The organism is Pseudomonas sp. S5D5, from assembly GCF_003013355.1.
Taxonomy (GTDB): Bacteria; Pseudomonadota; Gammaproteobacteria; order Pseudomonadales; family Pseudomonadaceae; genus Aquipseudomonas; species Aquipseudomonas aylmerensis.
The window spans coordinates 5,748,637-5,771,823 of record NZ_PTEO01000001.1; the positions used below are offsets into that span (position 1 = coordinate 5,748,637).

A 23,187-nucleotide genomic window follows, 5' to 3' on the forward strand; every position below is an offset into this window, starting at 1 on the left:
TTAACCAAGGAATTACACCGTCATGAACAGCCAAGTAAACGCCAACGTTGTCCACGAGTCCGAAGCCCAGCGCCAACATGCCCGGGTCAAAATCCCGGCCAAGCTGCGCTTCTTCAACACCGACCGCACCCAGACCGAAGCACGGGTGATCGACCTCTCCGCCGGCGGCCTGGCGTTCACCGCCACCCAGCCGTTGACCGTGGGTGAAGTGCACAAGGGCCGCCTGCAGTTCGTCATCGACAACCTTGGCCTGGCCATGGACGTGGAACTGCAAATTCGCTCCTACGACCGCCAGACAGGTCGCACCGGTTGCCAGTTCCAGAACCTCGACGCTCAGGACATCTCGACCCTGCGCCACCTGATCACCTCGCACCTGTCCGGTGACATCGTGACCATGGGCGACGTGCTGGCGACCCTGCAGCGCGACAACTTCACCAAGGCGCGCAAGGTCAAGGACGGCGGCAGCAACATGAGCGCCTTCGGCCGCCTGCGTGCCGTGACCTTCAGCCTGGCGATCTTCCTGGTCGGCCTCGCTGCGTTCGGTTTTGTCTTCAAATCGGTGTACGGCATGTACTTCGTCAGCCACGCCCAGGCTGGCATCGTCAGCGTACCGGGCATGAACGTGACCATGCCGCGCGACGGCACCGTGCAAAGCCTGCTCAAGGGTGATGCGGTCGCTGCCAAAGGCGCGCCACTGGCGACCTTCAGCACCAGCATGCTCGACGTGCTCAAGGGCCACCTGGACGAAGACCAGCTGCAACCGGCCAAAGTCGAAGAGCTGTTCGGCAAGCAAATGACCGGCACCCTGACCTCCCCATGCGATTGCGTAGTGGCGCAGCAACTGGTCGCCGACGGTCAGTACGCCAGCAAAGGCGACGTGATCTTCCAACTGGTGCCACGCGGCAGCCTGGCCAATGTCGAAGCGCGCTTCACCTATCGCCAGTTCGCCGACGTGCGCCCCGGCACTCCAGTGAGCTTCCAGGTCGCCGACGAAGAACAGGTCCGCACCGGCACCATCGTCAGCAGCACCAGCCTGAACAGCGCCGACCTGTCTTCCGACATCCGCGTGCAGATCAAGCCTGATGCGCCGCTGGACAGCACCTACGCCGGCCGCCCGGTGGAAGTGACCAGCGACCGTGGCCCATCGCTGAACTGGCTGATCGACAAAGCCATGGCCAACGGTCTGTAAGCAGAGGACATGCCTGTGATGACTCTCTCAAAAACACCGCAGTCCCTGTGGGAGCGGGCTTGCTCGCGAAAGCAGTGTGTCAGCCAACACATGCATCAACTGACAGGGCCCCTTCGCGAGCAAGCCCGCTCCCACATGGGAACTGCGGCGTTGCTGGCTGTTGCGGTCAGCCTCGCCGGTTGCGCCGGCCTGCCCGACCAGCGCCTGGCCAACGAAGCGCTGAAACGTGGCGACACCGTCACTGCCCAGCAGAACTACCAGCAGCTCGCGGACCTGGGCTACAGCGAGGCCCAGGTGGGCCTGGCCGATATCCAGGTGACCACCCGTGACCCCGAGCAGATCCGTCAGGCCGAAGCCACTTATCGCGCGGCTGCCGATACGTCGCCACGTGCCCAGGCGCGCCTGGGTCGCCTGCTGGTTGCCAAGCCAGGTGTCACCGAGGCCGAGCAGCACGAAGCCGAAGGCCTGCTGAAAAAAGCCTTTGCCAATGGCGAAGGCAACACCCTGATCCCACTGGCGATGCTGTACCTGCAATACCCGCACAGCTTCCCCAACGTGAATGCGCAGCAGCAGATCAGCAAGTGGCAGGCCGCCGGTTACCCGGAAGCCGGGCTGGCCCAAGTGCTGCTGTATCGCACCCAGGACACCTACGACCAGCACCTGGATGACGTCGAGCGCATCTGCAAGGCCGCGCTGAACACCACCGACATCTGCTACGTCGAACTGGCCACGGTCTATCAGAAGAAAGCCGAGCCGGAAAAGCAGGCCCAATTGCTCAAGCAGATGGAAGCCGGCTACAGCCGTGGCACCGTCACCGCACAACGCGTCGACAGCGTGGCCCGCGTATTGGGCGATGCCTCGCTGGGCAAGACCGACGAAAAGACCGCCCAGGCCCTGCTGGAAAAAATCGCCCCTGGCTACCCGGCTTCCTGGGTCAGCCTGGCGCAGTTGCTCTACGACTTCCCTGAACTGGGCGACGTCGACCAGATGATGAAGTACCTGGACAACGGCCGCGCCGCCGACCAGCCGCGCGCCGAGCTGTTGCTGGGCAAGCTCTACTACGAAGGCAAATGGGTGCCGGCCGACGCCAAGGCCGCTGAAGCCCACTTCGAAAAAGCCGTGGGCAAGGAAGTGGCCGCCGATTACTACCTCGGCCAGATCTATCGCCGTGGCTACCTGGGCAAGGTCTACCCGCAAAAAGCCCTCGACCACTTGCTGACCGCTGCGCGCAACGGCCAGAACAGCGCCGACTTCGCCATCGCCCAATTGTTTTCCCAAGGCAAGGGCACCAAGCCCGACCCATTGAACGCCTATGTCTTCAGCCAGTTGGCTAAAGCCCAGGACACGCCAGAGGCCACTGACCTGGCCACGCAGCTCGAAGCCCCGCTCACGCCTGAGCAACGCGCCGAAGGCCAACGCCTGGTGCAACAGGAGCTGGCCGCGCGCGGCACCCTGGCCCAGAGCACGCTGCAACTGCACGCCCTGCAAGAAGAAGACGGCGAGGAATCCCTATGAAGCTCAACCCATTCGTCAAGGCCGGCATCGGCCTGACCTTCGCCCTGCTGTGGTCGTGCCCGACCCTGGCCGCGCTGACCGAAGCCAAGAACTTCGGCCTGGAAGTCAAAGCCACCGCCCAGTCCGAAGATGACCGCGACCTCGGCACCCAGAAAGGCGGCGACGTCAACGGCATCGGCCTCGACCTGCGCCCGTGGATCTACGGTGAAAGCGGCGCGTGGAGCGCCTACGCGATGGGCCAGGCCGTGGTGTCCAGCGACATTATCGAGACCGACACCCTGCAACAGTCGGCGGATGACGAAAACCAGCAAACCACCAACAACGACCGCAAGGCCAAGAAAAACTACCTGGCCATGCGCGAGTTCTGGGTCGGCTACAGCGGTTTCACGCCCTACCCTGGCGAGATCCTCAAGTTCGGTCGCCAACGCCTGCGCAATGACGACGGCCAATGGCGCGACACCAACATCGAAGCGCTGAACTGGACCTTCGACACTACCCTGCTCAAGGCCAACGTCGGCGTCGCTGAACGTTTCAGCGAATACCGCACCGACCTCAAGGAGCTGTCGCCCAAGGACAAGGATCGCCAGCACCTCTACGCCGACGCCGCCTACCAGTGGACGCCCGGCCAGTGGATCGGCCTGCGCGCCCACCACACCCATGACGACGGCAAGCTCGACTACCCGGAACCGGGCGTGGCCACCGACTCGCTGGACAAGCGCGAGAACGGCGACCTGACCTGGCTCGGCATCGAGGCCAACAGCGACGCCTACAACTGGCGCAACACCAACACCGTCAACTACTGGGCGAGCATCACCGGCATGCAGGGCGACCGCGACACGGTCAACGCCTTGAACGCCGACGGCACCCGCCCCACCAACGCCAAGCGCAGCGACGACGTGAATGGCTGGGCCACCGACCTGGGTATCCGCCTGCGTCTGGACCCGCAGTGGCAAGTGGGTGCGGCCTACTCCCGCGCCAGCGCCGAATACGAGCAGAACGGCCTGCAGAGCAACCGTTCGAACTGGACCGGCACCCAGTCCCGCGTGCACCGCTTCGGCGAAGCGTTTCGCGGCGAGATGAACAACATGCAGTCCATGAGCCTGTTCGGTTCCTGGCAGCTGCGCGAGGACTACGACGCCAGCCTGGTGTACCACAAGTTCTGGCGCGTCGACGGCAACAAGCCGGTCGGCAGCAACGGCATCGATGCCGTGCAGAACAACACCGATGACGTCACCGGCGCGATCCTGTCCAGCACGTCCCTGCCGCTTGAAGACGGCAAGAAGGACCTGGGCCAGGAGATGGACCTGGTCGTCACCAAGTACTTCAAGAAAGGCCTGCTGCCGGCCGCGCTCAGCCAGTCGATCGACGAACCGTCGGCCCTGGTGCGCTTTCGTGCAGGCGTGTTCAAGCCGGGCGACGCCTACGGCAGCCAGGTTGACTCGTACATGCATCGCGCCTTTGTCGACGTGATCTGGAAGTTCTGATGGGAGCCTGCGCAATGAAACCTCAACGCTTGCTGGTTGCCGCGATGCTGATGGCCAGTGCCACAGCCTTCGCCGATACCGCGCAGCAGGTCAAGGCGCCGACCATCGCCAAAGAACTGCAACAGGCCAAGACCTACACCATTTCCAGCCCGCCGACCGCGCCGCTGGAACTGGCCAAGCCTGCCCTGCCGGACCTGTCGGGCTACACCGCCGCAGCGATGGAAAAGAAAATCGTCAGGACCAAGCCGGGCAAGATCAGCATCCGCCGGATGATGCAGGAAGACGCCCTCAAGGACTTTATCGGCGGCGACAACAAGATGGCCGAATGGGTGGTGCGCCAGCACGGCATTCCCCAGGCGATCTTTGTCGACGACGGCTACATGAACCTCAAGGACCTGCTCGGCAAAGTGCCCAAGCAGTACCTCAGCGAAACCTCGCCGGGTGTGTTCCTGGCCAAGCTGCCGATCGTGGTCGGGCGCAAGGGCATCCTCGAAATCGACAAGCAGACCAAAGAGCTGCGCCTGTCCCAGGAAGCCGGTTCGTTCCTGATCAACGACGGCCAGCTGTTTGTGCGCGACACCAGGATCACCGGCTGGAAAGAAAAGGCCAACGGCCCGGCGCTGTTCCAGTCGCCCAAGGAATTCCGCCCGTTCCTGCTGGCCTGGGGCGGCACCGAGACCTACGTCGCCAACACCAAGATGGCCAGTTTCGGCTACGCCAACAGTAAGTCGTACGGGGTGAGTATTTCCCAGTACACGCCGAACATGGCCAAGGTGCTCAAGCGTCCCGAGCCGACCGGCTGGATCATCGATTCCGAGTTCTCGGACATGTGGTACGGCTTCTACTGCTACGAGACCACGGGCTTCGTGATCAAGGGCAACACCTACAAAGACAACATCGTCTACGGCATTGACCCGCACGACCGTTCCCACGGCCTGATCATCGCGGACAACACCGTGTACGGCACCAAGAAGAAGCACGGCATCATCATTTCCCGCGAAGTGAACGACAGCTTCATCTTCAACAACCGCAGCTACGACAACAAGCTCTCGGGCCTGGTGATCGACCGTAACAGCGTCAACAACCTGATCGCCGACAACGAGATCTACCGCAACCACACCGACGGCATCACCCTCTATGAGAGCGGCGACAACCTGTTGTGGGGCAATAAGGTGATCAGCAACCGTCGCCACGGCATCCGCGTGCGTAACAGCGTGAACATCCGGCTGTACGAAAACACCTCGATGGCCAACGGCCTGACCGGCCTCTACGGCCACATCAAGGATTTGACCGACACCGACCGCGATATCGCCCTCGACCCGTTCGACGCCAAGGTCTCGCTGATCGTGGTCGGCGGTGAGCTGGCAGGTAACGGAAGCGGACCGCTGTCGATCGACTCGCCGCTGAGTGTCGAGTTGTACCGCGTGTCGATGCTGGCGCCGACCAAATCCAGCGGCATCAGCTTCTCCGGCGTGCTGGGCGATCGCCAGGAAGAGATTCTCGACCTGCTGGTGCGCCAGCAGAAAGCCGTGCTGATCGACCCTGTCGAACGCCAGACCGAATTGCAGGACTGAGGATGACCCTTATGCACCCACACATGATCAAACTGCTGAGCCTCTCGGGTCTGACCCTCGGCCTGCTCGCGGCCAGCCAGGGCGTACGCGCCGACGAAATCAAGGCGCCGACCTTCACCGCCGAGCCGTGCTGCAGCCTGTGCCCGGCCGCCCACGACGCGAAGAACTACACCACGCGCTACCAGCAGAACTTCACCACCCTGGTACAGGCCCAGGGCGACTGGCTGTTCCGCACCCAGGAAGACCTGCGCACCGAATTCGACACCAGCCCCGCCGGCTACAAGCGCATGCAGCAACTGCACGATGCGTTCAAGGCCAAGGGCGTGGAACTGGTGGTGGTCTACCAGCCGACCCGTGGCCTGGTGAACCGCAACAAGCTCAACCCCGAAGAGAAAGCCAAGTTCGATTTCGACAAGGCCCTGAGCAACTACAAGACCATGCTCGGCCGCTTCGCCAAGATGGGCTATGTGGTGCCGGACCTGTCGCCGTTGACCAACGAGCAACTGCCGGATGAATTGCCGGCGCACGATTTCTACTTCCGTGGCGACCAGCACTGGACCCCTTACGGCGCCCAGCGCACGGCGAAAATCGTCGGCGCCAAAGTCCGTGCGATGCCTGAGTTCGCGGATATTCCCAAGCGTGAGTTCGAGACCAAGCGCTCCGGGCGCATGGGCAAGACCGGCACCCTGCACAACATGGCCGGGCAACTGTGTGGCACCAGCTACGCGATCCAGTACATGGACCAGTTCACCACCGAACCCAAGGGCGAGGCCGGTGACGGCGACCTGTTCAGCGACTCCGGCAACCCGCAGATCACCCTGGTGGGCACCAGCCACAGCGGCAAGAACTACAACTTCGCCGGCTTCCTCGAACAGGAAATCGGCGCCGACATCCTCAACGTCGCCTTCCCCGGCGGTGGCCTGGAAGGCTCGATGATCCAGTACCTGGGCAGCGATGAATTCCAGAAGACGCCGCCGAAAATCCTCATCTGGGAATTCTCGCCGCTTTACCGCCTCGACCAGGAGACCATCTACCGCCAGATGATGTCGCTGCTCGACAACGGTTGCGAAGGCAAGACCGCACAGATGACCGCGAGCACTACCCTGAAGCCCGGCAAGAACGAATTGCTGGTTAACAGTTCGAACAAAGACCTGCGCAACGCCAACCATCAGGTTGATATCCGCTTCGCCGACCCGTCGGTGAAAACCCTGCAAGCCACCCTCTGGTACATGAACGGGCGCCACGAGGACATCAAGATCGAGAAACCCGAAACATCCGATACAGACGGGCGTTTCGCCTTTGAACTGCGCACCGATGAAGACTGGGCCTCGCAGAACTTGCTGGCCGTGGAAGTGCAGGGCCCCGAAGCGGGCGCTGCCGCGCAGAAAGTCGAAGCGAAAATTTGCACACGCAACGTATTCCCAGCCGGTGGTCAGCAGACCGCCTCAACTGGGCAATGAGGTTACTTATGCAGAAGTTATTGATTCCAACGCTGCTGGGCCTGGCAATGTTCGCCGGCTCAGTCAACGCCGCCGCGCCACTGCGTCCGCCCCAGGGCTATTTCGCCCCGGTGGAAGCGTTCAAGACCGGCGATTTCAAGAATGACTGCGACGCCATGCCGGCGCCGTACACCGGCTCGCTGCAATTTCGCAGCAAGTACGAAGGTTCGGACAAGGCCCGTTCCACCCTGAATGTGCAATCCGAAAAAGCCTTTCGCGACAGCACGGCCGACATCACCAAGCTGGAAAAAGACACCAGCAAGCGCGTGATGCAATTCATGCGCGACGGGCGTCCGGAGCAGCTGGAGTGCACACTCAACTGGCTGACCAGCTGGGCCAAGGCCGACGCGTTGATGTCCAAGGATTTCAACCACACCGGCAAGTCGATGCGCAAATGGGCGCTGGGCAGCATGGCTTCGGCCTATGTGCGCCTGAAGTTCTCCGACTCGCACCCGCTGGCCAACCACCAGCAGGAATCGCAACTGATCGAAGCCTGGTTCAACAAACTGGCCGACCAGGTGGTGAGCGACTGGGACAACCTGCCGCTGGAAAAAACCAACAACCACTCCTACTGGGCCGCCTGGTCGGTGATGGCGACTTCCGTCGCCGTGAACCGTCGCGACCTGTTTGATTGGGCGGTGAAGGAATACAAGGTCGGCGCCAACCAGGTCGACGACCAGGGCTTCCTGCCCAACGAGTTGAAGCGTCAGCAACGTGCCCTGTCGTACCACAACTACGCGCTGCCGCCGCTGTCGATGATCGCCAGTTTTGCCCTGGTCAACGGTGTCGATCTGCGCCAGGAAAACAACGGCGCGCTGAAACGCCTGGGCGACAAGGTGCTGGCCGGCGTGAAAGACCCGGAAATCTTCGAACAGAAGAACGGCAAGGAACAGGACATGAAGGACCTCAAGGAGGACATGAAATTTGCCTGGCTTGAGCCCTTCTGCACCCTCTACACCTGCGCCCCGGATGTGCTCGAACGCAAGCATGGCATGCAGCCGTTCAAGACTTTCCGCCTCGGCGGCGACCTGACCAAGGTCTACGACCCGACGCATGAAAAAGGCAACAAAGGCAGCTAGCGGCTGATGATCGTTCCCACGCTCCGCGTGGGAATGCAGCCAGGGACGCTCCGCGTCCCAAAAGCGGACGCTGAGCGTCCAGTGAGGCATTCCCACGCAGAGCGTGGGAACGATCACAGCCTCCCGCGAAATCGCGGGGGGTTTGGGGGGGCTCTGGCCCTTGACTGTTGGTTAAACATGGAGAGATCGGGATGGTTTTCTCGTCCAATGTGTTCCTGTTTCTGTTCTTGCCGATCTTTCTCGGCTTGTATTACTTGAGCGGGCAACGCTATCGCAACCTGCTGCTGCTGATTGCCAGCTACGTGTTCTACGCCTGGTGGCGAGTGGACTTCCTGGCGCTGTTCGCCGCCGTCACGCTGTGGAATTACTGGATCGGCCTCAAGGTCGGTGCCGCCGGCGTGCGCACCAAGCCGGCCCAACGCTGGCTGCTGCTGGGCGTGGCGGTCGACCTGTGCATCCTCGGCTACTTCAAGTACGCCAACTTCGGCGTCGACAGCATCAACCTGATGATGAAGTCTGCAGGCCTTGAGCCCTTCATCCTCACCCATGTGCTGCTGCCGATCGGTATCTCGTTCTATATCTTCGAGTCCATCAGCTACATCATCGACGTGTACCGCGGTGATACCCCAGCGACCCGCAACCTCATCGACTTTGCGGCGTTCGTGGCGATCTTCCCGCACTTGATTGCCGGCCCCGTGTTGCGTTTTCGCGACCTGGCCGACCAGTTCAACAACCGCACCCACACCCTCGACAAGTTCTCCGAGGGCTGCACGCGGTTCATGCAGGGTTTCATCAAGAAGGTTTTCATCGCCGACACCCTGGCGGTGGTCGCCGACCATTGCTTCGCCCTGCAAAACCCCACCACCGGCGACGCGTGGCTCGGCGCGCTGGCCTATACCGCGCAGCTGTACTTCGACTTCTCCGGCTACAGCGACATGGCTATCGGCCTGGGCTTGATGATGGGTTTCCGCTTCATGGAAAACTTCAAGCAGCCGTACATCAGCCAGTCGATCACCGAGTTCTGGCGCCGCTGGCACATCAGCCTTTCCACCTGGCTGCGTGACTACCTGTACATCACCCTGGGCGGCAACCGCAAAGGCACGCTGACCACCTACCGCAACCTGTTCCTGACCATGCTGCTCGGTGGCCTGTGGCACGGTGCGAACATCACCTACATCGTGTGGGGCGCCTGGCACGGCATGTGGCTGGCAATCGAAAAAGCCATCGGCCTCAACACCTCGCCGCGCAGCTTCAACCCGGTGCGCTGGGCCTTCACCTTCCTGCTGGTGGTGATGGGCTGGGTGATCTTCCGCGCCGAAAACCTGCACGTCGCCGGCCGTATGTACGGCGCGATGTTCAGCTTTGGCGAATGGTCGCTGTCGGAACTCAACCGCGCCAACCTCACCGGCCTGCAAGTGGCAACCCTGGTGGTGGCGTACGTGACCCTGGCGTTCTTCGGCCTGCGCGATTTCTACACCAACCGCCCCGCCGAAAAAACCAAGCCGGCCGACCCGAGCCTGATCAAGGCCGTGCCGGGCGATAACCCGGGCAGCATCCACGAGCCAGGCTTCACCGTCGGCCAGGACGCCGCCGTGCAACCGGCCTACTGGACCGCTGACTGGCCACGCTACGCAATGCGCGCGGCAGTGCTGCTGCTGTTCGTGGCGTCGATTCTCAAACTGTCGGCGCAGAGTTTCTCGCCGTTCCTTTACTTCCAATTCTGAGGGAGCCGACCATGACCCGTTCATTCCGCGTCCTCTATATCGGCCTGTTCCTGGTGGTGTTGCTCGCCCTGGGCGCCTGGTCGATGCGCAGCTTCTTCGGCTTCAGCACCAATGCCGATGCGACCGTGCTCAACGGTCGCTGGACCAAGGCCGTCGAGACCCATTACGACGACCAGTTCCCGATCAAGCGCTTGGGCACCAACCTCTGGGCCGCGCTGGACTACAAGCTGTTCAATGAAGGCCGCCCTGGCGTCGTGCTGGGCCGCGATCACTGGTTGTACAGCGACGAGGAGTTCAATCCGGCCGTCAATGAAGACCAGAACCTGGAGGGCAATTACGCGCTGGTCGAAGGCGTGCGCCAGAAACTCAAGGCCCAAGGCATTCAACTGGTGATGGCAATCGTGCCGGCCAAAGTGCGCCTGTACCCGGAACACCTGGGTGAGGTGAAGCCTGCGAGCATCCACGCCAACCTGTACCAGGACTTCCACGCGCGTGTCGCCGCCGACAAGATCATCGCCCCCGACCTGCTCGGCCCGCTGCAACAGGCCAAGCTGGGCGGCAAGCAGGTGTTCCTGCGCACCGACACCCACTGGACCCCGGACGGTGCCGAAATCGCTGCCAAGCAACTGGCCAAGGTGATTGCCGACAAGGCGCCACTGAACGGCGAGCCGCAGCGTTTTGTCACCGAAGCCGAGAAGACCGAGCCGCACAAAGGCGACCTGCGTCTGTTCCTGCCGCTGGACCCGCTGTTTGAAAACCTGATGCCGCCTAAAGAGCCGCTGGAAAAACGCGTCACGCACCTGGCTGAAACCAAAGGCGACGACGCGCTGTTCACCGACAGCGAAACCCCGGTTGCACTGGTCGGCACCAGCTACAGCGCCAACCCCAACTGGAACTTCGTCGGCGCGCTCAAGCAAGCCCTGGGCAGCGACGTCATCAACTACTCCGAAGACGGTCACGGCCCGATCCTGCCGATGCTCAGCTACCTCAAGAGCGACGACTTCAAGAACAGCCCGCCGCAGGTGCTGATCTGGGAGTTCCCTGAACGATATCTGCCCGTCAACAACGAAATCGGTGATGCCGACCCGCAGTGGGTTGCGCAGCTTAAACAAGCCGGTTCGCGCCAACAGAACATGGCACTGAACACCCCAGTTAAACACTCAAAATCCGAGACGCCCGACCGGGCGCAAAACTGAAAGAGAGGTAACTCACATGACTTTCACTACTACTCCGCGTCGTCTCGCCAAGACCCTGGCCCTGGTTGCCGGCATGAGCGTTGTATCGATGTCTGCCTTCGCCGGTGGCGACGCCGCCCTGTACGGCCCAACCGCGCCAAAAGGCTCGAGCTTCGTGCGGGTCTACAACGCCAGCAACCAGGAAGTCAGCGCCACCGTCGGCGCGACCAACCTGAGCGACGTTGCGCCCTTGGCCAGCAGTGACTTCAGCTTCATGCCCGGCGGTGACTACAGCGCCAAGGTCGGCAGCCAGACCGTGCCGGTCAAGCTCGCCCCGGACCACTACTACACCCTGGTCAACAACAGCAGCGGCCAGCCGCAGTTGATCGAGGAACCGCCGTTCAAGAACAAGCAGAAATCCCTGGTGCGCGTGCAGAACCTCAGCGACAAGGCCCTGACCCTGAAGACCGCCGACGGCAAGACCGACGTGGTCAAGTCGGTGGCCGCCAAAGGCCGCGGCGAGCGCGAAATCAACCCGGTGAAGGTGAGCCTGGCGCTGTATGACGGCGACAAGAAAGTCGGCGACGTGAAGCCAGTGGCCCTGGAACGTGGTGAGGCAGCGGTGCTGTACGTCACCGGTTCCGGTTCGAGCCTGTCGCCAGTCTGGGTGAAACGCCCAGTGTCGACCCGCTGATCAGATTTTCGACCGGGCCCCGTTCCCCTGTGGGAGCGGGCTTGCCTGCGATGGCATCACCTCGGTGTCACTGACACACCGAGTCGTCTGCATCGCGGGCAAGCCCGGCTCCCACAGGGGCCGAGGAGCCCAGTCGGACCGAGACAAAAACAAGAGTGAAACGACAAACCTTCGTAGCTCTGACCCAAATCGATTCAAGGAGAAACAGCATGATCCCAGTAATCCTTTCCGGTGGTAGCGGCTCACGTCTTTGGCCGCTTTCCCGTAAACAGTTCCCGAAACAATTCCTGGCCCTGACCGGCGAGCACACGCTGTTCCAGCAAACCCTGGAACGCCTGGTGTTCGAAGGCATGGACAGCCCGATCGTGGTCTGCAACAAGGACCACCGTTTCATCGTCAACGAGCAACTGAGCACGCGCAAGCTCGAATGCCAGCGCATCCTGATGGAGCCGTTCGGTCGCAACACGGCGCCGGCCGTGGCCCTCACCGCGATGATGCTGGTGAATGAAGGTCGCGACGAATTGATGCTGGTGCTGCCGGCCGACCACGTGATCGACGACCAGAAAGCCCTGCAACGCGCCCTGGCCCTGGCCACCGTGGCGGCCGAGCGTGGCGAGATGGTGCTGTTCGGCGTGCCGGCAACCCGTCCGGAAACCGGCTACGGCTACATCAAGTCGACCAACGATTCGCTGCTGCCCGAAGGCGTGAGCCGCGTCGAGCAGTTCGTGGAAAAACCCAATGAAAAACGCGCCGTCGAGTTCGTCAAGAGCGGCGGGTACTTCTGGAACAGCGGCATGTTCCTGTTCCGCGCCAGCCGCTTCCTCGAAGAGCTGAAAAAGCACGATCCGGACATCTACGACACCTGCCTGCTGACCCTGGAACGCAGTGAGCAGACCGCTGACACCGTGACCTTCGACGAAGCCACCTTCGCCTGCTGCCCGGACAATTCCATCGACTACGCCGTGATGGAAAAAACCCAGCGCGCCTGCGTGGTGCCGCTGAGCGCCGGTTGGAGCGACGTCGGTTGCTGGGCGTCGCTGTGGGCGGTCAACGATAAAGACGTCAACGGCAACGTCAGCAAGGGCGACGTGGTGATCCAGGACAGCCGCAACTGCATGATCCACGGCAACGGCAAGCTGGTATCGGTGATCGGCCTGGACAACATCGTGGTGGTGGAAACCAAGGACGCGATGATGATTGCCCACAAGGACAAGGTCCAGGGCGTCAAGCAGATGGTCTCGACCCTCAACGACCAGGGCCGCAGCGAAACCCAGAACCACTGCGAAGTCTATCGCCCGTGGGGCTCCTACGACTCGGTGGACATGGGCGGGCGCTTCCAGGTCAAGCACATCTCGGTCAAGCCGGGCGCGTGCCTGTCGCTGCAGATGCACCACCACCGCGCCGAACACTGGATCGTGGTCAGCGGCACCGCCGAAGTCACCTGTGACGAGAACGTGTTCCTGCTCTGCGAAAACCAGTCCACCTACATCCCGATCGCCTCGGTGCACCGCCTGCGCAACCCGGGCAAGATCCCGTTGGAGATCATCGAAGTGCAATCGGGCAGCTACCTGGGCGAAGACGATATCGAGCGGTTCGAAGATATCTACGGTCGCTCGACCCCGGTTGAACGTGGCGTGTCGGTGAAAACTATCGCGCAGTAAAACAGTCGTACAAGAAGCCCTCGCCCAGCCCATTGCGTCCCCTATCCGCAGTGGGTTGGGTGGGGGCTTTTTTTTGGAGACTTGCACTGGCTGTTAGGGCCCCATCGGGGGCAAGCCCCCTCCCACCTTTGATCTGCGAATAGCTTGCCCCCGGTGAAGCCGGAACGCCCACCACAGCACTCAAGGTAGCCAATCCCACCTACGCTTAAGTTAGGATGCTCGTTCCCTATTCGAGGTGGTCTCCATGTTCTTCGGCGTTCTCCTGATCATCACCTGGCTGATCCTCCTGCTGCGCTACCCGGCCAAGGCCCTTCCGGTTTCCCTTGCTGCCTTGGCAGGCCTGGGTTGCGTGGCCGTCTGGGTGGTCTGGCTGGACAATCGCGAAGCCTCGCAACTGGCGCGCCTGGAACTGCGCATCAGCTATGCCCCGCAGGAATGCCCGGCGGACCGCCCATTGAAACTGACCCTGAACAACGGCAACGACGTGCCTCTCACCGAACTGCGCTGGCGCGTCGCGGCCTATGCGCCAGGCGACTCGGTCAACCTGGCCGACAACGTCTATGCTGCCCCTCGCTATCGCGGCCCCGGCGAATTGCAGGCGGGCGCCACCTGGGAAGACTGCCTGCCCACCCCGCCGCTGCGCCCTGGTTACCGCCCGCAAACCCTGGAATTTCGTGCCGAGCACCTGCAAGGCAGTTTCTCGGACTGACAAAGGACTGATCCATGCCCAACGTACTCATCACCGGCTGCTCCAGCGGCATCGGCCGCGCCCTGGCCGAGGCCTTCAAGGCGGCGGGCTTCGACGTATTGACCAGCGCCCGCCGCGAAGACGACGTGATCGCCCTCAACGACGCCGGCTTCCATGCCGTGCTGCTGGACGTGAACGACGCGGGTGCCCTGCAAACCCTGGCCACGCATCTGGGCGAACTGGATGTGCTGATCAACAACGCCGGCTACGGCGCCATGGGGCCATTGCTCGATGGCGGCACTGAAGCGATGCAGCGCCAGTTCGAGACCAATGTATTTTCCATCGTTGGCGTGACCCAGGCGCTGTTCCCGGCCCTGCGCAAGCGCAAAGGCCTGGTGGTGAATATCGGCAGCGTTTCCGGCGTACTGGTCACACCGTTTGCCGGTGCCTACTGCGCCTCCAAGGCGGCAGTGCATGCCTTGAGCGATGCACTGCGCATGGAGCTGGCGCCGTTTGGTATCCGCGTAATGGAAGTGCAGCCCGGCGCCATCGATACCCGCTTTGCGAAGAACGCCGGGGCCCAGGCCGAACTGTTGATCAATGAGCAGTCACCGTGGTGGCCGTTGCGCGAGGGTATTCGTGCTCGCAGCCAGGCCTCCCAGGACAAGCCGACACCCGCCAGCCACTTCGCCAGCCAGGTGCTGAGCGCGGTGCAACAAGCAACACCGCCACGCTTGCTGCGCGCGGGCAATGGCAGTCGAGCGCTGCCGTTGATGGCGGCGTTGTTGCCCAAGGGGCTGCTCGAGAAGGTCTTGAAAAAGCGCTTTGGCTTGAGCGGGACGCTTTAACCCTTCATGAAATCAATAAACGCCCGCACTTTCAGCGGCAGGTGACGGGTATCCGGGTACAGCGCAAACACGCCTTGTGGGGCGAAGCGATGGTCCGCCAATAGCCGCACCAGGCGTCCCGACTCAAGGTCATCCTGCACCAGCCATTGCGGCAGTACTGCCACGCCAAGGCCACGCACGGCAAAGGCCAGCAGTACGGCCGCGCTGTCGGCCACCAGGGCTGCGGGCCCGGCACGGTATGGATGCTCGCCGCCAGCGGGGTCGGTCACGCTCAGTTCCGTCAAGCGGCCGTGGCCCAGTTTGGGCGCAAGTGCCAACTGATCCAGGGTTTGCACGCCGGCAAACTCGGGCGCCGCCACCGCGAACACGTCGAACGTGGACAACTGCACCGCGCGATGATTGGAATCGAGTAGACGTCCCAACCGAATCGCCACGTCAAAGCGCTCGGAGATCAGATCCGCGTGGGTGGAGGATGTGGATAAGTGCAGGTTGAGGTCCGGGTGCAGGCGACGAAAACGCTCCACCGCAGGGGCGACCACGGCCAGCGCATATTCCACGGTGGTGGTGATGCGCAGGGTGCCCTTGAGTTGGGCCTGTTCGGAGCGCGCCTCTTCCACGGCCAACTGCGCCTCTTCGAGCACGCGTGTGCAGCGCAGGTAAAAACGCTCGCCGGCATCGGTCAGCGCCAGTTGGCGGGTGCTGCGCGTCAGCAGGGTGACCCCCAGTTCCGCTTCCAGGCGCTTGAGATTGAAGCTCACTACGGCGCGGGTCTGGCCCAGCAGATCGGCCGCTGCAGTGAGCGACCCGGCCTCGACCACGGCCTTGAACGTGTCGAATCGGTCCAGGCTGACCATCAATTGCCCCTCGTTTGTCAAAATATTTTTGACAAACTAGCAGCCAAACCGGCGTATCCCAAACGTTGCGTGCAGCCTACCCTGCGCGCTTCACTCGCCGGATCGCGCTCAATGACCTACCGCTCGAAAATCGCCTGGATCTTTCTACTGGGTTTCGCCCTCGACCTGCTGAACATGTTTGTCGCCACCGTCGCCTACCCGGATATCGGCCGCGAGCTGCAGGCGTCGGTGACGCAACTGGCCTGGGTCAGCAACGCCTACCTACTCGGGCTGACCCTGATCATTCCCTTGAGTGTGTGGCTCGCGGCGCTCATGGGCGAGCGCGGCCTGATCGTGGTGAGCCTGCTGATATTTGCCGGTGCCTCGGTGCTGGTGGGCCAGGCGGACTCGATTGAAACGCTGATTGGCTGGCGTGCCCTGCAAGGGCTCGGAGGCGGCTTGCTGATCCCTGTGGGCCAGGCCATGGCGTACCGTCACTACCGCGCGGCAGAGCGCAGCCAACTGACCGCCCGCGTGATGTCGGTGGCCCTGCTGGTGCCCGCCCTGTCCCCGGCGTTGGGCGGGCTGATCGTCGACAACGTGTCCTGGCGCTGGATCTTCTACGCCAACCTGCCGCTGGCGTTGATCACTCTGCTGCTGGCGAGGCTGTGGATAAAACCCGACGTGCCCGCCAGCGTGCGTCCTACCTTGGAGGTGGGCAGCATATTCAAACAGATCGCCAGCCCGATGCTGCGCACCGCGATGTTGGTCTACCTGTGCATTCCCGGCGTCTTTATCGGCACCAGCCTGATCGCCATTCTCTACCTGCGCGGCCTGGGTTACGACGCCACACACACCGGCGCCCTGATGTTGCCGTGGGCACTGGCCTCGGCGCTGGCCATTTGGCTGAGCAAAAAACTGTTCAATCGCTGCGGCCCCAAACCCTTGCTGCTGGTGGGCATGCTGCTGCAATGCGCCGGCATCCTGCTGCTCAACGAGCCAGGGCTGATCGTTCTCGCCTACGCCTTGATGGGCCTGGGCGGCAGCCTGTGCAGCAGCACCGCACAGACCCTGGCATTCCTGGATATCCCCGCCGAGCGCATGGGCCATGCCAGCGCGTTGTGGAATATCAATCGGCAAATAAGCTTCTGCCTCGGTGCGGCTGCCCTCAGTGCACTGTTGTCGGCCTTGGATTCCTTCGCCATAACCTTCACGATGGCAGCCGCATTAACCCTGTTGCCTCTCTTTGCAGTGCTGCGCCTGGATGCCTCCACAGTACGGACACTGCTTCACCCTGCCCGCGAGCCCCGTCATGATTGATTACAGCGATTTTTTTGAGGAAGTGATCCAGACCCACGTCGAGATCGAGCAATGGTTTGCCGGCGTCGCACCCGAAGGCACCCTGCAGAATCTGCTCGCGCGCTTCTCCCCCGAGTTCAGCATGATCGCCCCCGCCACGGGCGCACGGGTCAATGCAGCCGGGGTCAACGCGCTGTTCACCCGCCTGGGCGGCATGCGCCCGGGGTTGAAAATCACCTTGAGTGAAATGACCGGCATCGACCGTCACGCACGCGGCGCCACCGTGACGTATCGCGAACATCAGATCGACGCCAGCGGCACGCAGACCGACCGCCGTGCCACCGTGGTGTTCGAGAAACAGGCGAGTGGCGCGCTGTTGTGGCGCCATTTGCATGAAACCTATGTAGCGCTAGCGCAATGAAATAACTGATCGAGCGGATCCTGCAAAAAAACAGCGAACAGCCTGACTGGTGACGGTGCTGCGTGAGTGTGTGCCGTTGCGATATCAGGCCCAAGCGCATGATAGGTGGGAGCGGGCTTGCTCGCGAAGGCGCTGGATCAGCCAGCATATTTGTTGACTGACACACCGTATTCGCGGGCAAGCCCGCTCCCACAGGGAGAGAGGCGTTGTCCATGCTTGCGGTGCAAGGCCCGCCTATTCCAGCCACGCCGCCAAACCCCAGGCTTCACCGCGATCAAAAAGGTGGGAGCGGGCTTGCCCGCGAAGGCGCTGGATCAGCCAGCATATTCGTTGACTGACACACCGTATTCGCGGGCAAGCCCGCTCCCACAGAGAGAGAGGCGTTGTCCATGTCTGCGGTGCAAGCCTTGACTATTCCAGTCATGCCGCCAAACCCCAGGTTTCACCGCGATCAAAAAGGTGGGAGCGGGCTTGCCCGCGAAAGCGCTGGATCAGCCCGCATATTCGTTGACTGACACACCGTATTCGCGGGCAAGCCCGCTCCCACAGGGAGAGAGGCGCTGTCCATGCCTGCGGTGCAAGGCCCGCCTATTCCAGCCACGCCGCCAAACCCCAGGCTTCACCTTTTAGTCTTGTGTTTGGTTGACGATCACCGTGCAGGTGATGCCCGCCGCCAGCAGCACGCCCTCCGGCACTTCATCGATGTGAATCCGCACCGGCACGCGCTGGGCCAGGCGCACCCAGTTGAACGTCGGGTTCACGTCAGCGATCAACTCGCGGCTCTCGGGGTTGTCACGGTCGTAGATGCCGCGCGAGATGCTTTCCACGTGGCCCTTCAAGGTCTCGCCGCTCATCAGTTGCATGTCGGCTCTATCGCCGACTTTCACATGCGGCAATTTGGTTTCTTCAAAGAAGCCATAGACCCAGAACGAGTTCATATCGACCACGGCCATCTTGGCTTCACCGATGCGCGCGTAGTCGCCACGGTGCACGTTGAGGTTGGTGACGTAGCCGTCCACCGCCGCTACCACTTGCGTGCGCTTGAGGTTGAGTTCGGCGGCTTCCAGCTGCGCCAGCGCGTGCTGGTAATCGGCGAGGGCCGAGTCGGCGATGTTGCTGGCGTCGTCGCGGTTTTCCTTGGAGATCACCAGGGCGTCGAGGTCGGCGCGGCGGTGGGCATTGACCTTGCGCATCTCCCAGGTGGCTTTGCGCGAGGCAACCAGGGACTGCGCCTGCTTGACCGCGATGCGGTAGTGCTCGGGGTCGATCTGCATCAGCAGGTCGCCCTTCTTGACCAACTGGTTGTCACGCACCGGCACGTCGACCACCTCGCCCGTCACGTCGGCGGCGACGTTGATGATGTCGGCGCGCACGCGACCATCGCGGGTCCACGGCGTTTGCATGTAATGCACCCACAGCGTGCGGCCAATCCAGATTGCCAGAGCCAGTACCAGCAAGGTCGCGAGCAGGCTGAAAAACTTTTTCATCGGGGCATTCTCAACGGTAGACGGTCAGCGCCAATGCGCCGAACAAGCAAACGAACAGGCTCAGGCGCAGCAACGCCGGGTGCCAGAAAAAACGGTACAGGTCGTACCCGGCCAGGAAGCGGTCCAAGGCCCAGGCCAGGACGGCCGCGATCAGAAACATCAGGGTCATGGTCGGCATGTAGAGGCCGTGGAACGCGATTTCACGGGGCATGCGGGGCTCCTTTGAGGGCCGCCAGTGGCGATTGCGGGTCGAGCAGCGAAGTGCGGATAAAGTGCAGGTAGCTTTTCACCCGGCGCAGGGCCGACGTATCGAAGTGCGGGGCGAAGGGTTCGTCGGTGGCCTGCACGCGGCTGATCGCGTGGTCGACGGCGATCAGCCCGCGCTCCAGGTTGCTCGCGCTGGGCTGCAGGAACAGCCGCACCAGCGAGCGGCCCATCACGCGGATCGCCTGGCGCCACGGCTGAGACTCGGCATACGCCGGGTGCACCGGCAGGATCGCCTGTTCCTTGCGCAGCTCGATGATCGCGTGGCCGACCTCCAGCACCACAAACATCCAGCGCAACAGGTCGCGTTGCACTTGCGGCTGGCCGACGGCGAGGCCGTAGGCCTGGTGCAGCAGGTCACGGGTGCGACTTTCAAAACTCGAGGCCAGGCCCTTGAGCTTGCCGCTGATCGCGTACACCACTTGCTCGCGCAGGTCCTGCTCCAGGCGGCGCCACAGCCAGCGGCTGTTGGGCGGCAGGATGATCGCCCCCGCCGCCGCGCACACCAGCATGCCGATGACCATCGCGATGTAGTCGTTGATAAAGGTGTAGGGGTTGTAGACCGTGAGGTTATCCGGCACCGAACCGGTGCTGAAGAAGATCAACAGGCCCACACCGACCCCGGCGTATTGCGGGCGTGAGGCGAGAAACGCACCGAAGATGATGACCGGGGCGAGCATCACGCACAGCAGCGGGAAGCCGTCGATCCAGGGGAACACGAAGAACATTTCGACAAAGCCCACCAACGCGCCGATCAAGGTGCCGCAGGCCATCTGGAACGCCATGCGCTTGGGGTTCGGCGTGGCGGCGGACAAACCGACGGTGGCCGCCGCGATCAGGGTCATGGTCGCGCCGCTGGGCCAGGCGGTCGCCACCCAGTAGCTGCCCAGCACGATCAGGATGAATGAGGCGCGAATCCCCGAAGCGGCGCAGGCCAGCCAGTTGGTCTTGGGGATGAAGGTTTCGTCCCACTGCTCGCGCGCATGGCTGTGATCGGCCAGGGAGGCGTGGGTTTGCGCATAGTTGTGCAGGTCGTCGACGAAACGGTACAGCAGCTCGTAGGCGGTGTGGAAATCCAGCTGCTCGGCTTCGCTCGGGTTGCCCTCCTGGAACGCCGCGCGCAGGCTGCGCACCGTGGCGGGCAAGCCGTCCTTGTAGGCACTCAGTTGATTGACCAGGCGTGCGGCATCGGGGCTGGTGAGGGCACGACCGGAAAAGCCGTCGAGCAGTTCGGCCAGGTCCTGCAGGCCGGGCTTGATCGCCGCCACCACGTGATCGGCCGCGTCGGTGCGCAGGCGTTCAAGCAACTGGTGCAACGCATTGAAGCGCGTGGTGATGCTCATGAACTCGCTGTTGAGGCGACTGAGGCGACCGTTGCGCCGACGCATGTGCGGGTCTTCAAACACGGTGATGCTGCGCAGCCCTTCCAGGCCCACGGCTTCGGCGATAAAGCGCACGTTGCTGGCCTCGAACCCTTCGCGCTGGCTGCGCCCCCGCAGGCCATCAGTGACAAACAGCGCGAACACGCCAAAGCGCTGGTACAGGGCGTTACGCATCGCGGCGCTGCTGGTTTGCGGCAGGATCGCGGCGCTGACCAGCGTCGAGCACAGAATCCCCAGGGAGATTTCCAGCACGCGCCAGACCGCCGCCATAAAGGCCCCGTCGGGATGGGCCAGGGCCGGCAGGCCAACCATCGCCGCGGTGTAGCCGGCCAGCACAAACCCATAGGCGCGAAAGTTACGGTTGCGGGTCGCACCGGCGGTGCAAATGCCGACCCAGATCGCCAGCGCGCCAAGAAACAACTCGGTGTTCTGCGCAAACAAGGCAATCAAAAAGACCATCACCGCCGAGCCCGCCAGGGTGCCGAGGAAGCGGTAAAAACTCTTGGCGAACACCTGGCCGCTCTGCGGTTGCATCACGATGAACACGGTGATCATTGCCGTGCGCGGTTGCGGCAGTTCCAGGCGCATGGCCAGCCATAACGTCAGGAACGCGGCGATCAGCACCTTGAAGATATACACCCAGGTCACGCCATCACTGCGTGCCCAGTCGAAAAAGCCACGGCGCCACTCAAGGGCATGCAGCCAGCGCAGCGGTGCAGGCAAGGGAGTCATTCAATCCTACTCAGTGATCAAACACGGCGAGTGCCGCCGGGGTCTTGCTCGGGAGGGTCTTGGCGTCGTCGGGCACATCGTTGCCGGCACCGAGGCCGCCGCCCAGGGCTGTCACCAGTTCGGCGTGCGCGCTCAGGCGGGCGGCCTGCACCTGTTGCTCGACCTGCTGCTGACGGAACAGCAGGGTCTGGGCATTCAGCACATTGAGGTAATCGGTGAGCCCGCGCTGGTAGGCGATCATCGCGATGTCATAGGTTTTCTGCGCCGAGGCCACCGACTGCGCGGCGAAGCCCGCTTGCTTGTCCATGGACTCGCGGCGGATCAACTGGTCACTGATGCCCTTGAGCGCGGTGACCAGGGTCTGGTTGTACTTCGCCACGGCGATGTCGTAACCGGCGCTGGCCTCGCCCAACTCGCCACGCAAACGGCCGCCGTCGAAGATCGGCAAGGTGATCGCCGGGCCGACGTTGTAGTTGAATTTCTTGCCGGCCAGGAACTCCAGCATGCCGCCGCCGGTGGCCATGTAGCCAAGGCTGCCGACCAGGTCGACGTTGGGGTAGAAGCCGGCATGCGCCACATCAATGCCACGCGCCTGCGCCGCGACCTGCCAGCGGCTGGCGACCACGTCCGGGCGCTGGCCGAGCAGTTGTGCAGGCAAGGAAGACGGCAGTTTCAGCGGCGCGGCCAGGAACAAGGTCGGGCGCTGCAATTGCGCGCCCGCGCCCGGCCCCTTGCCGGCCAATGCCGCCAACTGGTTGCGGCTCAGGGCGATTTCCTCGTCCAGGGCGTCCAATTGGCGATGGGTTTCCGGCAACGGGGTTTCGGCCTGGCTCACGTCGAAGTGCGTGCCGATCCCGGCGTTCAGGCGTTTGTTGGCCAGGTCGAGGATCTGCTGTTGCTGGGCCAGGGTCGCCGCGACGATATCGCGGTTGGCGTAATGCAACGACAGCTGGATATAGGCGCGCACCACGTTGTTCTGCAATTCGAGCTGGGCCTGGCGGGCTTCGGCAGCGCTCATGTGCGCCAGGTCGACGGCACGCTCGGAGGCATTGCTTTCACGGCCCCACAGGTCGAGCGCGTAGCTCAGGCCCAGGGACGAGTTGTTGTCCCAGGTGGTCTGGCCACTCAACTCGCCCGGGCCATAGAACTGATCCTTCGGCCAATTGTGGCGCTTGAGGGTGGTGTCACTGTTGATCTGCAGCGACTCGGCCGACTCGGCAATCCCGGCCATGGCCCGCGCCTCGCGCACTCGCGCGGCGGCGATGGCCATACTCGGGCTGTTGTGAGTGGCGAGTGCCACCCAGCGGTTGAGTTGCGGGTCGCCAAAGGCCTGCCACCATTGCGCGGTGGGCCAGTGGGCGTCCTGGGCGGCCTGCTGGATCGCCTCGTCGGTGGCCAGGTGATTGGCGTCGAGCGCCTGGCCCTGTGGGGCGATTCCTCCGGTTCCGATGCAGCCGCTGATTGCTAACGATAAGGCCCAAACACTGAGAGTCTTCAGCTCTCTGCTGATGCGACGCGGCACTGCTGCGAATTCCTGAGGTGGTGATGCGGGGAGAGGTGGCGCAATTCTAGGGGGCGGCATGGGGAACGATAAGCGGGTATTCCTGTGAATCTTTGTTACCGTTCAGGCGATAATCCG

The 23,187-nt window shown here is 62.8% G+C and carries 19 protein-coding genes; 14 read left to right on the forward strand and 5 right to left on the reverse strand.

All coding sequences use genetic code 11. The features are described from left to right. The first annotated feature begins 22 nt into the window (after positions 1–22). The 12 genes from C9990_RS26250 (at position 23) to C9990_RS26310 (ending at position 15,130) form a co-directional block, all read left to right on the forward strand. Positions 23–1,189 carry an alginate biosynthesis protein Alg44 gene (locus tag C9990_RS26250; RefSeq protein ID WP_065907047.1) on the forward strand — a complete coding sequence of 389 codons (1,167 nt, stop codon included), beginning with the start codon at positions 23–25 and terminating at the stop codon, positions 1,187–1,189. Between the two features lie 90 nt (positions 1,190–1,279). Next, complete coding sequence (gene algK, locus C9990_RS26255; RefSeq protein WP_371920687.1) at positions 1,280–2,704, forward strand: alginate biosynthesis TPR repeat lipoprotein AlgK; 1,425 nt, start codon at positions 1,280–1,282, stop codon at positions 2,702–2,704. Next, a complete protein-coding gene (locus C9990_RS26260) occupies positions 2,701–4,188 on the forward strand; it encodes an alginate export family protein (protein WP_065907050.1) in 1,488 nt (495 codons plus the stop codon). The genes algK and C9990_RS26260 overlap by 4 nt, the downstream gene beginning before the upstream one ends. After that, positions 4,188–5,762 (forward strand): mannuronan 5-epimerase AlgG, encoded by a 1,575-nt coding sequence (gene algG, locus C9990_RS26265; protein ID WP_106805103.1) that lies wholly within the window; start codon positions 4,188–4,190, stop codon positions 5,760–5,762. The genes C9990_RS26260 and algG overlap by 1 nt, the downstream gene beginning before the upstream one ends. An 11-nt stretch (positions 5,763–5,773) precedes the next feature. Continuing rightward, a complete protein-coding gene (locus C9990_RS26270) occupies positions 5,774–7,222 on the forward strand; it encodes an alginate O-acetyltransferase (RefSeq protein ID WP_065907096.1) in 1,449 nt (482 codons plus the stop codon). A gap of 8 nt (positions 7,223–7,230) precedes the next feature. Next, positions 7,231–8,340, forward strand: a complete 1,110-nt coding sequence (locus C9990_RS26275; RefSeq protein WP_083221459.1) for a mannuronate-specific alginate lyase — start codon at positions 7,231–7,233, stop codon at positions 8,338–8,340. 191 nt (positions 8,341–8,531) lie between these two features. After that, positions 8,532–10,064: an MBOAT family protein gene (locus tag C9990_RS26280; protein WP_065907070.1), complete on the forward strand. Its 1,533-nt coding sequence runs from the start codon at positions 8,532–8,534 to the stop codon at positions 10,062–10,064. Positions 10,065–10,075: 11 nt separating this feature from the next. Further along, entirely contained in the window at positions 10,076–11,260 is a 1,185-nt protein-coding gene (locus C9990_RS26285) for an alginate O-acetyltransferase (protein ID WP_106805104.1), read from the forward strand. A 16-nt stretch (positions 11,261–11,276) separates the two neighbouring features. After that, on the forward strand, positions 11,277–11,933 hold the full coding sequence (locus C9990_RS26290; protein WP_065907075.1) for an alginate O-acetyltransferase AlgF: 657 nt from the start codon (positions 11,277–11,279) through the stop codon (positions 11,931–11,933). A gap of 209 nt (positions 11,934–12,142) precedes the next feature. Further along, complete coding sequence (locus C9990_RS26300; protein ID WP_065907077.1) at positions 12,143–13,594, forward strand: mannose-1-phosphate guanylyltransferase/mannose-6-phosphate isomerase; 1,452 nt, start codon at positions 12,143–12,145, stop codon at positions 13,592–13,594. A gap of 244 nt (positions 13,595–13,838) precedes the next feature. Further along, a complete protein-coding gene (locus tag C9990_RS26305; RefSeq protein WP_106805106.1) occupies positions 13,839–14,303 on the forward strand; it encodes a multidrug transporter in 465 nt (154 codons plus the stop codon). Positions 14,304–14,317: 14 nt separating this feature from the next. Then, positions 14,318–15,130, forward strand: a complete 813-nt coding sequence (locus C9990_RS26310) for an SDR family oxidoreductase (protein WP_106805107.1) — start codon at positions 14,318–14,320, stop codon at positions 15,128–15,130. Here the strand turns inward: C9990_RS26310 and C9990_RS26315 are convergent. Then, the gene (locus C9990_RS26315) at positions 15,127–15,984 is read right to left on the reverse strand and encodes a LysR family transcriptional regulator (protein ID WP_106805108.1); all 858 of its coding nucleotides are present in this window, start codon (positions 15,982–15,984) and stop codon (positions 15,127–15,129) included. The two genes, C9990_RS26310 and C9990_RS26315, sit on opposite strands and share 4 nt — an antisense overlap. A gap of 111 nt (positions 15,985–16,095) precedes the next feature. On the opposite strand from C9990_RS26315, the gene C9990_RS26320 reads away from it, so the two are divergent. Both C9990_RS26320 and C9990_RS26325 read left to right on the forward strand, forming a co-directional pair. Beyond that, the gene (locus C9990_RS26320; protein WP_106805109.1) at positions 16,096–17,283 is read left to right on the forward strand and encodes an MFS transporter; all 1,188 of its coding nucleotides are present in this window, start codon (positions 16,096–16,098) and stop codon (positions 17,281–17,283) included. Continuing rightward, positions 17,276–17,683, forward strand: a complete 408-nt coding sequence (locus C9990_RS26325; RefSeq protein WP_106805110.1) for a DUF4440 domain-containing protein — start codon at positions 17,276–17,278, stop codon at positions 17,681–17,683. Before C9990_RS26320 ends, C9990_RS26325 begins: the two co-directional genes overlap by 8 nt. A 626-nt stretch (positions 17,684–18,309) precedes the next feature. On the opposite strand, the gene C9990_RS26335 is transcribed toward C9990_RS26325, so the two are convergent. From C9990_RS26335 to C9990_RS26350, 4 genes are read right to left on the reverse strand one after another with little or no spacing between them, the layout of a single operon-like run. Then, positions 18,310–19,170, reverse strand: a complete 861-nt coding sequence (locus tag C9990_RS26335) for an HlyD family secretion protein (RefSeq protein ID WP_106805111.1) — start codon at positions 19,168–19,170, stop codon at positions 18,310–18,312. Between the two features lie 10 nt (positions 19,171–19,180). Then, positions 19,181–19,381: a DUF1656 domain-containing protein gene (locus C9990_RS26340; RefSeq protein ID WP_106805112.1), complete on the reverse strand. Its 201-nt coding sequence runs from the start codon at positions 19,379–19,381 to the stop codon at positions 19,181–19,183. Further along, entirely contained in the window at positions 19,371–21,548 is a 2,178-nt protein-coding gene (locus C9990_RS26345; protein ID WP_106805113.1) for an FUSC family protein, read from the reverse strand. The genes C9990_RS26340 and C9990_RS26345 overlap by 11 nt, the downstream gene beginning before the upstream one ends. A gap of 10 nt (positions 21,549–21,558) precedes the next feature. Beyond that, positions 21,559–23,070: an efflux transporter outer membrane subunit gene (locus tag C9990_RS26350; RefSeq protein ID WP_106805114.1), complete on the reverse strand. Its 1,512-nt coding sequence runs from the start codon at positions 23,068–23,070 to the stop codon at positions 21,559–21,561. Positions 23,071–23,187 lie beyond the last annotated feature (117 nt).

Bases quoted from the DNA above. Each gene is read 5' to 3' on its own strand.
- C9990_RS26250 (WP_065907047.1), top strand. From the start codon at position 23: ATGAACAGCCAAGTAAACGCCAACGTTGTCCACGAGTCCGAAGCCCAG.
- algK (WP_371920687.1), top strand. From the start codon at position 1,280: ATGCATCAACTGACAGGGCCCCTTCGCGAGCAAGCCCGCTCCCACATG.
- C9990_RS26260 (WP_065907050.1), top strand. From the start codon at position 2,701: ATGAAGCTCAACCCATTCGTCAAGGCCGGCATCGGCCTGACCTTCGCC.
- algG (WP_106805103.1), top strand. From the start codon at position 4,188: ATGGGAGCCTGCGCAATGAAACCTCAACGCTTGCTGGTTGCCGCGATG.
- C9990_RS26270 (WP_065907096.1), top strand. From the start codon at position 5,774: ATGCACCCACACATGATCAAACTGCTGAGCCTCTCGGGTCTGACCCTC.
- C9990_RS26275 (WP_083221459.1), top strand. From the start codon at position 7,231: ATGCAGAAGTTATTGATTCCAACGCTGCTGGGCCTGGCAATGTTCGCC.
- C9990_RS26280 (WP_065907070.1), top strand. From the start codon at position 8,532: ATGGTTTTCTCGTCCAATGTGTTCCTGTTTCTGTTCTTGCCGATCTTT.
- C9990_RS26285 (WP_106805104.1), top strand. From the start codon at position 10,076: ATGACCCGTTCATTCCGCGTCCTCTATATCGGCCTGTTCCTGGTGGTG.
- C9990_RS26290 (WP_065907075.1), top strand. From the start codon at position 11,277: ATGACTTTCACTACTACTCCGCGTCGTCTCGCCAAGACCCTGGCCCTG.
- C9990_RS26300 (WP_065907077.1), top strand. From the start codon at position 12,143: ATGATCCCAGTAATCCTTTCCGGTGGTAGCGGCTCACGTCTTTGGCCG.
- C9990_RS26305 (WP_106805106.1), top strand. From the start codon at position 13,839: ATGTTCTTCGGCGTTCTCCTGATCATCACCTGGCTGATCCTCCTGCTG.
- C9990_RS26310 (WP_106805107.1), top strand. From the start codon at position 14,318: ATGCCCAACGTACTCATCACCGGCTGCTCCAGCGGCATCGGCCGCGCC.
- C9990_RS26315 (WP_106805108.1), bottom strand. From the start codon at position 15,984: ATGGTCAGCCTGGACCGATTCGACACGTTCAAGGCCGTGGTCGAGGCC.
- C9990_RS26320 (WP_106805109.1), top strand. From the start codon at position 16,096: ATGACCTACCGCTCGAAAATCGCCTGGATCTTTCTACTGGGTTTCGCC.
- C9990_RS26325 (WP_106805110.1), top strand. From the start codon at position 17,276: ATGATTGATTACAGCGATTTTTTTGAGGAAGTGATCCAGACCCACGTC.
- C9990_RS26335 (WP_106805111.1), bottom strand. From the start codon at position 19,170: ATGAAAAAGTTTTTCAGCCTGCTCGCGACCTTGCTGGTACTGGCTCTG.
- C9990_RS26340 (WP_106805112.1), bottom strand. From the start codon at position 19,381: ATGCCCCGTGAAATCGCGTTCCACGGCCTCTACATGCCGACCATGACC.
- C9990_RS26345 (WP_106805113.1), bottom strand. From the start codon at position 21,548: ATGACTCCCTTGCCTGCACCGCTGCGCTGGCTGCATGCCCTTGAGTGG.